This window comes from Myceligenerans salitolerans, from assembly GCF_017349295.1.
GTDB classification, from domain to species: domain Bacteria; phylum Actinomycetota; class Actinomycetes; order Actinomycetales; family Cellulomonadaceae; genus Myceligenerans; species Myceligenerans salitolerans.
In genome coordinates, this window is record NZ_JAFMPK010000028.1 from 84,636 (window position 1) to 95,560 (window position 10,925).

General features: G+C 68.9%; 9 protein-coding genes. 4 read left to right on the plus strand and 5 right to left on the minus strand.

The genetic code is table 11. The features are described 5' to 3' along the window. Window positions 1-140 precede the first annotated feature (140 nt). Window positions 141-1,163 carry a 4-hydroxy-3-methylbut-2-enyl diphosphate reductase gene (locus J0911_RS07610; protein WP_307864971.1) on the plus strand — a complete coding sequence of 341 codons (1,023 nt, stop codon included), beginning with the start codon at window positions 141-143 and terminating at the stop codon, window positions 1,161-1,163. Window positions 1,164-1,201: 38 nt separating this feature from the next. On the opposite strand, the gene J0911_RS07615 is transcribed toward J0911_RS07610, so the two are convergent. Further along, window positions 1,202-2,224, minus strand: coding sequence for a hypothetical protein (locus J0911_RS07615; RefSeq protein WP_307864972.1), 1,023 nt, complete (start codon window positions 2,222-2,224; stop codon window positions 1,202-1,204). Window position 2,225: 1 nt separating this feature from the next. After that, entirely contained in the window at window positions 2,226-3,869 is a 1,644-nt protein-coding gene (locus tag J0911_RS07620; protein ID WP_242636422.1) for a DNA recombination protein RmuC, read from the minus strand. A gap of 47 nt (window positions 3,870-3,916) precedes the next feature. On the opposite strand from J0911_RS07620, the gene J0911_RS07625 reads away from it, so the two are divergent. The 3 genes from J0911_RS07625 to ychF all read left to right on the plus strand — a co-directional run bounded on the left by J0911_RS07625 (window position 3,917) and on the right by ychF (window position 7,902). Further along, complete coding sequence (locus J0911_RS07625; RefSeq protein WP_207274851.1) at window positions 3,917-4,774, plus strand: ABC transporter ATP-binding protein; 858 nt, start codon at window positions 3,917-3,919, stop codon at window positions 4,772-4,774. Beyond that, window positions 4,756-6,381 (plus strand): hypothetical protein, encoded by a 1,626-nt coding sequence (locus tag J0911_RS07630; RefSeq protein WP_207274852.1) that lies wholly within the window; start codon window positions 4,756-4,758, stop codon window positions 6,379-6,381. The genes J0911_RS07625 and J0911_RS07630 overlap by 19 nt, the downstream gene beginning before the upstream one ends. 435 nt (window positions 6,382-6,816) lie before the next feature. Then, window positions 6,817-7,902, plus strand: coding sequence for a redox-regulated ATPase YchF (gene ychF / locus J0911_RS07635; RefSeq protein ID WP_207274867.1), 1,086 nt, complete (start codon window positions 6,817-6,819; stop codon window positions 7,900-7,902). Here the strand turns inward: ychF and J0911_RS07640 are convergent. The 3 genes from J0911_RS07640 to J0911_RS07650 form a co-directional block, all read right to left on the minus strand. Beyond that, the gene (locus J0911_RS07640; protein ID WP_207274853.1) at window positions 7,892-8,380 is read right to left on the minus strand and encodes a hypothetical protein; all 489 of its coding nucleotides are present in this window, start codon (window positions 8,378-8,380) and stop codon (window positions 7,892-7,894) included. The genes ychF and J0911_RS07640 overlap by 11 nt on opposite strands. Before the next feature lie 216 nt (window positions 8,381-8,596). Further along, window positions 8,597-9,526 (minus strand): ATP-grasp domain-containing protein, encoded by a 930-nt coding sequence (locus J0911_RS07645; protein WP_207274854.1) that lies wholly within the window; start codon window positions 9,524-9,526, stop codon window positions 8,597-8,599. A 353-nt stretch (window positions 9,527-9,879) separates the two neighbouring features. Next, window positions 9,880-10,839, minus strand: coding sequence for a hypothetical protein (locus J0911_RS07650; protein WP_207274855.1), 960 nt, complete (start codon window positions 10,837-10,839; stop codon window positions 9,880-9,882). Window positions 10,840-10,925 lie beyond the last annotated feature (86 nt).

A 10,925-nucleotide genomic window follows, 5' to 3' on the forward strand; every position in this document is an offset into this window, starting at 1 on the left:
TCCGTACGCTGGTCGTCCACAGGGCCGGCGGGACGGAGGTGGCGGTGGCGTGGGGCCGCCGTGCGCATCGTGAGAAGGGTCGACGACGTCACAGAGGTCCCCGCCCCGGACCCCGTCGGACGGCCCATAGACTGGCAGACGTGACTTCCGGAACGTCCACCCTGACCAAGCGCGTCCTCCTCGCAGCCCCCCGCGGGTACTGCGCGGGCGTCGACCGCGCCGTCGTCGCCGTCGAGAAGGCCCTGGAGACCTACGGGGCCCCGGTGTACGTGCGCAAGGAGATCGTGCACAACAAGTACGTGGTGGAGACCCTCAGCGAACGCGGGGCGATCTTCGTCAACGAGACCGACGAGGTGCCCGAGGGCGCCCGTCTGGTGTTCTCGGCCCACGGCGTCTCGCCGGCGGTGCGTGAGTCCGCGGCGGCTCGCAGCCTCGACACGATCGACGCCACCTGTCCCCTCGTGACCAAGGTGCACAAGGAGGCGGTTCGCTTTGCCAAGGACGACTACGACATCCTCCTGATCGGGCACACCGGCCACGAGGAGGTCGAGGGAACCGCCGGTGAGGCGCCCGACCACGTGCAGGTGGTCAACTCACCCGATGAGGTCGACCAGGTCACGGTCCGCGACCCGGACAAGGTCGTGTGGATCTCCCAGACCACCCTGTCCGTCGACGAGACCATGGAGACCGTTCGTCGGCTGCGAGAGAAGTTTCCTTCGTTGCAGGATCCGCCCAGCGACGACATCTGCTACGCCACGCAGAACCGTCAGGTCGCCGTGAAGAAGCTGTCGCCCGACTGCGACGTCGTGATCGTGGTGGGCTCGGCGAACTCGTCGAACTCCGTGCGGCTGGTCGAGGTCGCGCTTCAGGCGGGGGCGCGGTCCGCCTACCGCGTGGACCGGTCGACGGAGATCGACGAGGCGTGGCTGGAGGGAGCGACGACGATCGGCGTGACCTCTGGTGCCTCGGTCCCGGAGATCCTCGTGCGGGACGTCCTGACACTCCTGGAGCGGCGCGGGTTCGACGACGTGCAGGAGGTGCGGACCGCGACCGAGGACCTGATGTTCTCCCTTCCGCGCGAACTGCGGGCAGGTCTCAAGGCAGCGGGTACGGACGACAAGCGCCCGCGCAAGGAGTCGCGCAAGCAGCTTCCGCTCGCGTGACGGCGCGTCGGCCGTGAGGCGATACGCCGTCCGTCCGCTCAGGGGCGGCGCGATCGCAGTGCGGCCCATCCGGCCAGGAGCACGATCGTGAGCATGACGGTGTTGTGAAGGTACTTCGGGCCGGCCGCCACGTCCCCGAGCAGGGGAAAGTACGTGAACGCGAGACTTCCGCGGACCACGAGGAATGCCAGTGCGACCGCGGCGACGTGGCGGACGGTCCAGTCGTAGCGCCCGGCCGCGCAGAGGACGGCGAGTCCGGCCAGCACGATGGCGGCCACGCCGACGGCGAACCCCGCCCAGGTCTCCTCGGCGAGTCCGGCGGCGATCGCCGGTCCGAGGGCGACGATGAACGTCACCCGGACGGGAAGGTGCCGTCGGGTCCTGGTGGGGAGACCGCGACGACCCGCACGGCGTCCGACGGCGATCGCGGTGGCGACCAGTGCGGCCACGACCAGGGCTGAGACCGCGAGTTGGGTCGTGTCGGCCGACTGGGACTCCGGGTCGCTGATGATGAGTGCGGCGGCTGCGCCGTAGGCGAGGATCGCGGCCACCGTGCCGAACGGCCCCAGCCAGGGCTCGGTCGCCTTGTCGGGACGCCAGGCCTCGGCGAGTGCGACGGGTGCGCCGAAGCTGAAGATGATGTGCCCGGCGATGAAGTTGTAGGCGTTGTAGGCGCTCAGCCCGAGGCCGGGGACGAAGGTCGCTTCCCGGGTCTCCTCCCACCCCTCGTAGCCCTGGTAGTCGGTGGCGAAGAGAGCTTGGTCGATCAGGCAGGCCTCGGCGACGCCGAGCGCGGCGAACAGCAGCAGCATGGCGGGCCACCCGCCACTGGCGCGGCGGGCCAGGTCGCGCGCCAGGAGGGCGGGAGCCCCGTAGAGGGCGCCGAAGAAGACCAGCGCGAAAGCGATGCCACCGGGATCGCCGGTGTTGTCCCCGTAAGCGGCGAGAAGTTCGGCGCCGATCCCGCACAGGGCCAGCAGGCCGAGGACGCGGAGCGGCTTCGAACGGTCCCTGTCCGTGAGGACCGACTCGACGGATCGGTCCCTGGGCGTGGTGTCCACCTCAGCGGCCGGCCGCCCGGGACTGGTTCGTTCTCTCCGCCTCGGCCAGGGCACGCTGGTCGTTCACGGCGAGTTCGGTGACCTCGACCTGCTGGATCATCACGGTGTCGATCGCGTCCACGCCCGCAGGGCGATCCGGCTGCGCGGCGCCCGGGTGGCCAGCGGCGTCAGAGACCTTCCCGTCCGGACCGCCGCCGTCACGTGCCGACTCGATCGCCACGACGCCGCCCTCGTCAGCCACGAGCAGCTCCGACTTGGTGATCGGCCGCGGGAACTCCTCGATCTCGCGAGGCTCCGCGATCGCATCCTTCGGATCGACGACCTCGAGCGCGACCATCTTCCGCGCCGAGCTGAGCACATTGCGCTCCAGCGACCCGATGAGCTTGTTGTAGTCCTTCGTCGAGCTCTCGAGAGACCGGCCCATCTTGGTGATGTGGCCGGTCATCGTGACAAGCCGCGAATGCAGCTCCTTCCCGACCTGGTGCACCTTCGCCGCGTTCTCGGCCAGCGCTTCCTGTCGCCACGCGAAAGCGACGGTCCGCAGGAGCGCGATCAGCGTCATGGGTGTGGCGAGGATGACGTTCTTCCGCGCCGCGTACTCCAGCAGATCCGGCTGCTGCTCGACGGCGGCCGACAGAAACGCCTCGGCCGGGACGAACATGACCACGAACTCCGGCGCCGCGTCGAACTGGGCCCAGTACTTCTTGCTCGCCAGTTCGTCCACGTGCTTGCGCATGTGCTTCACGTGCGCGTCGAGGAGCTGCTCGCGGCGATGCACGTCGTCGGTCTGCTGCGCCTCGAGGTAGCGGATGAAGGCCACCTTCGAGTCCACGACCACGTTCTTCGCGCCGGCCAGGTGGATCACCATGTCCGGTCGAAGCACGCCGGTGTCCGACGTGAGTTCGGCCTGCTCGGTGAAGTCGACCCGGTTGAGCATGCCCGCGGCCTCCACCGTGCGGCGGAGCTGCAGCTCACCCCACGCACCGCGCACCTCCGACGTGCGTAGCGCCGCAACCAGGTCGCTCGTCCCGCTGCGCAGTTTCGCCGACTCCTCCGCGACCTGACGAAGCTGCTCGGTGAGCTGGCCGTGACCCTGGGCCCGCGCCTTCTCCGCCTCCTCGACCTGGGCACGCACCTTGTCCATCACCTGGGACAGCGGATCGACCAAATTCTTGACGGCCTGTTCACGTTGGGCGAGCTGCTCCTCGTTCTTCACGGTCGCGGTGGAGAGCCGCTGCTCCGCCAGGGTGAGGAACTGCTGCGTGTTCGCCTCCAGGGCCTCGCCCGCGAGCAGCTTGAACTGCTCGGCGGCCCGCTCCTGCTCGACGCGCGCGGCGGCGACCTGCTCGGCCGCACGATCCCGGGCCGCCTGGACGTCCGCCTCGGCACGCTCGCGGATCATGACCGCCTCACGCTCCGCCGCATCGGCGAGAGCATGGAGCCGGGCGGACTCCAGCTCGGCGTCCCGCACCACCGCGGACGTCCGGGTGGCATGCCAGAGCCGGCCGACGACCACGCCGGCGGCGAGAGTGACGAGCGCCAGAAGGATCGAGCCGATGTCCATGTCGCCAAGGCTGCCACGAGAGACCGACACGACCACGCCGACCCGCCAGCCAGGTTCGATCTCACGTCGGAACGAGGTCATCCCCGCGGCGGATGCCCGGTGTCCGCCACTGCGTCTACGTTGTCGTCATGACCCATCAGACCGGCCCCGGAGGCGGCCCCACCGATCACGCGCCGGCCGCACCGCCGGACACCGTGACGCCCGCGACGCGCCCGGCCTCGCCACCCGACCCCGCCGCCGCCCTGAGCCTGCGCGGCCTCTGGAAGCGGTTCGGCCAGAAGATCGCCGTCCAGGCACTGGACCTCGACGTGCCCGTCGGATCCTTCTACGGGCTGGTCGGGCCCAACGGCGCCGGAAAGACCACCACCCTCTCCATGGCCACCGGCCTGCTGCGACCCGACGGCGGTACCGTCCACGTCCGCGGCACCGACCTGTGGGCCCACCCCGACCAGGCCAAGGCCACCCTCGGCATCCTGCCCGACGGCGTGCGCCTGTTCGACCGGCTCACCGGACTTCAGCTCGTCACCTACGCGGGTCTCCTCCGCGGCATGGACCGTGACACCGTGGCCGAACGGGCCCGCAGCCTGCTGGCGGCGATGGACCTCGCCGCGGACGCCCACACCTACGTCGTCGACTACAGCGCCGGCATGACCAAGAAGATCGCTCTCGCCAGCGCCATGATCCACGCGCCCCGAACCCTCGTGCTCGACGAGCCGTTCGAGGCCGTCGACCCCGTCAGCGCGGCGAACATCCGCGACATCCTCGCCGACTACGTCACGGGAGGCGGCACCGTCATCGTCTCCAGCCATGTCATGGACCTGGTGCAGCGGATGTGCGACCACGTCGCCATCGTCGGTGCCGGCCAGGTGCTCGCCGCCGGCACCGTCGACGAGGTCCGCGGGGAGCAGACGCTCGAGGACCGGTTCGTCGACCTCGTCGGAGGCCGCACCCGAGCTGAGGGGCTCGAATGGTTGCGCACTTCCTGAGGCTCAAGCTCACGCTGCTCGGCAACACCCTCCGGCGCAGCGTGTGGCAGACCATCGGTCTCTGCATCGCGCTGCTCTACGCGCTCTTCGTCGTCGGGTCCCTCGTGGTCGCCGCCATCGCGGGCGGCGCCGCGGACCCGCTTCTCACCGGCCACGTCATCACGCTGGTCGGCACGATCACCGTCCTGTGCTGGTGGATCGTCCCCGTGTTCGTGTTCGGCGTCGACCAGACCCTCGACCCTCAGCGCTTCACCACGTTCGCCATTCCGCACCGTTCCCTCATCGCCGGGCTGGCCGTCGCCGGCCTCATCTCCGTGCCCGGCCTGGCGACAGCCCTCGCGGCAGGCGGATCGGCGCTCGCATGGTGGCGCGAACCATGGCTCATCCCCGTCGCCCTGCTCGGTTCGGCACTCGGCGTGGTGGCCTGCGTGGTGGGCTCGCGGGCCGTCACCACGGCGCTCGCGCCCCTGCTGGAGTCCCGGCGCTATCGCGAGGTCGTGGCGGTGACCGCGATCATTCCCCTGGTCCTGATCGGGCCGGCGATCGGCTGGGCGACCGAGGAGATCGGGGCACTCTCCCGGGAGACGAACGGCGGGTCCGTCACGGTGACGGGAGACGGGGCACTGCTCACGGCCGTGCTGGCGAGATTCGGCGAGCTGGCCGCGTGGACGCCGTTCGGGGCCCCGTGGTCACTGCCGGTCGCCGTGCACGACGGCGCGTGGGGCGTCGCCGCCGTCCGCCTCGTGATCGCCGTCGGAACCATTGCCCTGCTCTGGCTGGTGTGGACGCGTTCACTCGCGAAGGCTCTCGTCAACCCGCCGGTCGGGGGAGGCAAGGGCGCGAGGAGCAAGGGGCTGGGCTGGTTCGACCGCTTCCCGGCCACGCCGGTCGGTGCCGTGGCGGCGCGCTGCACGACCTACTGGATCCGCGATCCGCGTTATGCCGCGGGTATCGGTGTGATCTTCCTGATGCCGCTGATCCTGTGGCTGCCCGCGCGGTCCTCGGGCAACCTCGAACTGCTCCTCCTGGCCGGGCCTGTCGTCGCGTGGGTCCTCGCGTTCAGCGTCTCGAACGACGTGGGCTACGACTACACGGCGTTCGCCCTGCATGTCGCGACCGGGACGTCCGGTCGGGCCGACCGGTGGGGCAGGGCCCTACCCGTGCTGGTCTTCGGCGGCGTGGTGATCGTCCTCGTGGTGCTCCTCACGCTGGCGTTGTCGGGGCGGTGGGACCTGACCGCACCGCTGCTGGGTGTGTGTCTCGGCACCCTCGGGCTCACACTCGGCGTGTCGAGCGTCGTCTCCGCGGCGCTCGTCTACCCGGTCCCGAAGCCGGGGGAGAGCCCGCTCAAGTCGCCGCAGGGCGCGGCGATGGCGACCATGCTCGCGCAGCTGCTGGCGATGCTCGTCGTGATGCTGCTCGCACTGCCGTTGATCGTGCTGGGCATCTGGGCCTTGGCCTCCGGGAACCCCTTGGTCGGCTGGGCGACGCTGGTGGTCGGCGTCGTGGAAGGTGTGGCCCTGTTGGTGGTCGGTGTCCGGATGGGCGCGCGTACTTTCGACCGCCGCGCTCCGGAACTGCTCCAACAGGTGCAGGCATTCCCCTGACGGTTGCGGTCCCGTTCCTACCTCGCCGATCTGCGCGGTGAGGGGTTCCGCGAGACCGACCTGAGCGGCGTTCGCATGCGTGGTGTGATCCTCGAGGGCGCAGACATCGGCGGCGCGATCCATGGACTCTGGGTCAACGGGGTGGAGATCGCGCCGCTGGTGGAGGCAGAGCTGAACCGGCGGCATCCTAAGCGGGCGTTGCTCCGCGACCATTCCGTCGTCGGCCTGCGCGTGGCACACGCGGCCTACACGGCGATGTGGGAGCAGACCTACGAGCGGGTGGCGGGGATACCGCCGGAGACGGTCGATGTGCCCGTCGGTGGAGCTCGGGATCGACCTCGCCGCGGCGCCGTCGTACGACGACGTCCTGGCGGAGCGACGCGCTCGTACGCGGACCGGCGTGAGGCGCGGGGGAGCCACGTAGAATCTCCCGACGTGGCTCTCACTATCGGAATCGTCGGTCTGCCGAACGTCGGCAAGTCCACCCTCTTCAACGCGCTGACCCGCAACCAGGTCGTCGCGGCGAACTATCCCTTCGCCACGATCGAACCGAATATCGGGGTGGTCCCGCTGCCGGACGAGCGCCTCGGCAAGCTCGCCGAGATCTTCGGGAGTGAGCGCGAACTGCCGGCCACGGTCTCGTTCGTCGACATCGCGGGCATCGTCAAGGGCGCGTCCGAGGGTGAGGGCATGGGCAACGCGTTCCTCGCCAACATCCGCGAGGCGGACGCGATCTGCCAGGTGACCCGTGCGTTCGACGACACGGACGTCGTCCGTGTCGAAGGGTCCGTCGATGCTCCCGGCGACATGGAGACCGTCTCCACCGAGCTCATCCTGGCCGACCTCCAGACCCTCGAGAAGGCGCTCCCGAGGATGGAGAAGGAGGTCAAGATCAAGAAGGGCGACCCGGTCCTTCTCGAGGCCGCCAAGAAGGCTCAGGAGATCCTCGAGGCCGGTACCACCCTCTACCAGGGGGCCGCGGACGCCGGTCTCGACCTGGCTGACGTCGCCTCGCTGCACCTGATGACCGCCAAGCCGTTCATCTACGTGTTCAACACCGACGACGCCGGCCTCGCGGACGAAGCCTCACAGGAGGCGCTCCGCAAACTGGTCGCCCCCGCCCAGGCGGTCTTCCTGGACGCCAAGTTCGAGGCGGAGCTGACCGAGCTCGAACCGGAGGAAGCCGCCGAGATGCTCGCCGAGACCGGCCAGACGGAGTCGGGCCTCGACCAGCTTGCCCGCGTCGGGTTCGACACGCTCGGGCTCCAGACCTATCTCACCGCCGGTCCCAAGGAGTCGCGGGCCTGGACCATCAAGAAGGGTGCCACCGCTCCGCAGGCCGCGGGCGTCATCCACACCGACTTCGAGAAGGGCTTCATCAAGGCGGAGGTCATCTCGTACGAGGACCTGGTGGAGGCCGGATCGGTCCAGGCTGCCAAGGCGGCGGGCAAGGTCCGCATCGAGGGCAAGGACTACGTGATGGCCGACGGCGACGTGGTGGAGTTCCGCTTCAACGTGTGAACAGCTCGGGCCGGATGATCGCCGCGACGATGACGAGGCAGGAGATCAGGCCGAAGATGCCTAGGCCGACAACCCATGTGCGGAATGCGGGCCAGGGGAGGACAAGGAGTCTGAAGACACCACGGTCCGGCTGATGTAGGTCGCGGCGTTCTTGCCAAGGGCGACCGTGCTGACGGTAGCCCTGGGGGAGGGACGTCTCGTACTTCGCGAGCCACTGGGTATCGGTGATCTCCCCCTGCCGGTGCCGTGCCATCAGAGTCACTGACAGTGCCGTGATCACGATGGAGATCACGGCGCTCGTGATCCGTGCGGCGCTGGACGACTCAGGGCCAAGAGCGATCGTGTAGAGAAACGCTTGAGCCGTCAGACTGAGGACCGGGACCTGCCATACGAGGCTGTCCCACTGGAGGCGTCGAGCGGCGACCGTCGCGTAGATGAGGCGCCGCTCTTCGGGGTCGATTGTCGGCTGGTCGGGCACGCGGGTGAACCTAGCAGCAGCATGGTCACGACCGATCGGATCGGGCGGGTGAACCTTGAACATCTCGCCAGCGGGACTGCTGTACCGATCGGTGACAGGCGGTCTCAGGCGGCGAGTTCGACCTGAGTGGTCATGGTGGCTTCGTACTTGATCGGGGTCGGACGCAACTGAGGCGGTCCTGGCGTCGGCGGCGGGTGTAGGTCCGTTCCATGCAAGTCACGATCGCGATTCGTGTCTCGTCGTGGGTGGTCCCGCGGAGAGTGCTTGCGTGAGTGGGGCTGGGTCTTGTGTCGCAGGGAGGTCGCTGACCTGCCCGTCGCCGACCTCGATGACGCGCCAGACGCCGTCGGACCTCTGCGCGAGGTCCGTGGTCACGAACGGAGATCCCAGAGCGTGCACGCCCGAGCGCACGGCGTCGAGTATCGCGGCCGGGACATTCACCGTGGTTCCTGCGGGCGCGTCAGGGTGCGGGGTGATCAGCGCGAGCGAGCCCTCGACCCACCACGCGCGTGCTTCGCGGGTCCGTCCGGCGTCGTCGGGCAGGAAGGGCTCGAAGCGGCGTACGACGATCCCGCCGTTCAGGTCGGCGTCCTGGAGCTTGATCATTGTGGCGATGACGCGTGTCGCTGCTGGGGCGTCGGCGAGGTCGGGTATGAAGCATGCCTCGTGCCACTCGTGCTTGCGGGACTTCACGTAGTCCTTCACCAGGGCCGGGCCGCCGCCCAGCTTGCAGGCCCAGGCGGCAACGTCCGCATGCTTGGGTGTCCGGTTCGCTTCCCACGGCGACCAGATGCTGGTGGGGGTCAGGTCGGCGAATGCGTCGTACCACCCGGGTAGCTCGTGCGCGGCCTGGTACATGGTGGGGTCGGTGAGCAGCCGGGCTCCTCGGGTCTGGAGTCCGGTGGCGAGAAGTGCATAGGTGGGCGTGTGGATCATCCAGCCGCGGTACCAGGCTGTCCGTCCGACGTTGGATGTCGGAACCCGTCGAACCGCCGCCCGGATGTCCCCGGCGATGATCGCGTCGTGGTCCACCACTGCGACATCCATGCCCGCCTGCCTTGCGGCGTCGGCCTCACGCGCGAAGTGCGGGTCAGGGACTCGCGGGGCGAGAGGGTCGGACGGCACCAGGAGCAGCGGCAAGGCCATCCCGGCACCGTACCGACCGGTAGAAGCCAGCCGCCATGTCATTCCGGCGACGCAGACCGAAGCCGCAGTCAGCCTTCCGGGAGTCCGCACACAGTCCGCAAGAGGTCCACGAACCGCCGTCGGCCCTCAACCATGCCATCGGCCGGGAACGTTGGAATTCCAACGGTCCCGGCCGATGCCATGTCCAGCCGTGCCGCCGCGCCCCGGAGCGCCTCGTTCTCATACATCGCGTGGAGAGGTAGCGTCCTCGAAGTCATCCGGAGTCCATTAGCCCGTGAGCGGGCACTCTTGTCCATCCAGCCAGGCCAGAGCGGAACGCGTGTCAGCGACCGGCACCCAGGTCGTGTCCACCATCATGCCCATCCCTTCCACCGGCCGCGCAGCTTCTCGCGGGCCGCGTGGCGGATTCTCTTGGAGGAGCCGCTCTCGGCGACGTCGGACAGGACGAGGTCTGAGGTCGCGTGTTCGATGATGCGGCGCTGGCACCAGAGCGTGAGTTCGGGAAGTTCGATGGCGATCTTCCGTGGCCGGTCGGCGATCTCTCGGATGAGAGCCCACTCGCGCAGTCGCTGCTCCGCGAACGCCCGGTCGTGGTCGCTCTGAATCAGATCGACCCAGGTTCGTCCTTCGGCCTCGTCCACGTACTTGAGCGTTTCGACCACGATCTGGCGCACGCGATCTTCGCCCTCGCTGATCGCCTCCCGGATGAGTGGGCGCAGGTCTTCGTGAGAGATGGCAGTCCAGTACACCTGCCAGCGCTCGTGCTCGTCGTGAACGTCGGCGATGTGCGCGCCGACGGCATGGGCAATCTGCTCAAAGACCTCGGCACCTCGAGCGGTCAGGCCCGGTAGGTCGGAGCGTCGGGTCGTCAGCCGTAGCTGTTGGCTCCCGTTGTACCCGATCACGACGGCGCGGAGTCGATCTCCGATCGGCGGATAGTTCTCAGGGCTGCCGATCGGCTCGTCGCTGATCCCAGGCACGTTCACATGGCCGAACTGGTCGACGCCATCCACCCAGACGCCCAACCCGTACGGGTGGTGGCACACCACCGTCACGCCGACCAGAGTTCCTTCCGCGATCTCGTCGGCTGGGCGGGGTGAGTAGCGCCGGTCGTGCAGGTCGATGACCTTCCCGGTCGGGACGTCCTCCACGACCTGTTCGGAGTACCGTCTGCGGGCGTTCAGCACATGCAGCGCCGGAGCGGCGACCTGACTGATCCGCCATGGCCATCCAGAGGCGATCACCCCGTCCGCATCCAGGCCGGCGGCTTCGCCGCGGGAGATCATCAGCATCTTCTGCACCTCGGTGAGCATCCCGACGGGTCTGCTGCACGGATAGGTGACAGGTGGGGTTAGGCGGCCTGGGCCAGGTTTGCGGGGTAGATGGTCTCGAACTCGAT

Coding starts and splice junctions, on each gene's coding strand:
- J0911_RS07625 (WP_207274851.1), top strand. CDS start 3,917: ATGACCCATCAGACCGGCCCCGGAGGCGGCCCCACCGATCACGCGCCG.
- J0911_RS07650 (WP_207274855.1), bottom strand. CDS start 10,839: ATGCTCACCGAGGTGCAGAAGATGCTGATGATCTCCCGCGGCGAAGCC.
- J0911_RS07645 (WP_207274854.1), bottom strand. CDS start 9,526: ATGGCCTTGCCGCTGCTCCTGGTGCCGTCCGACCCTCTCGCCCCGCGA.
- J0911_RS07630 (WP_207274852.1), top strand. CDS start 4,756: ATGGTTGCGCACTTCCTGAGGCTCAAGCTCACGCTGCTCGGCAACACC.
- J0911_RS07620 (WP_242636422.1), bottom strand. CDS start 3,869: ATGACCTCGTTCCGACGTGAGATCGAACCTGGCTGGCGGGTCGGCGTG.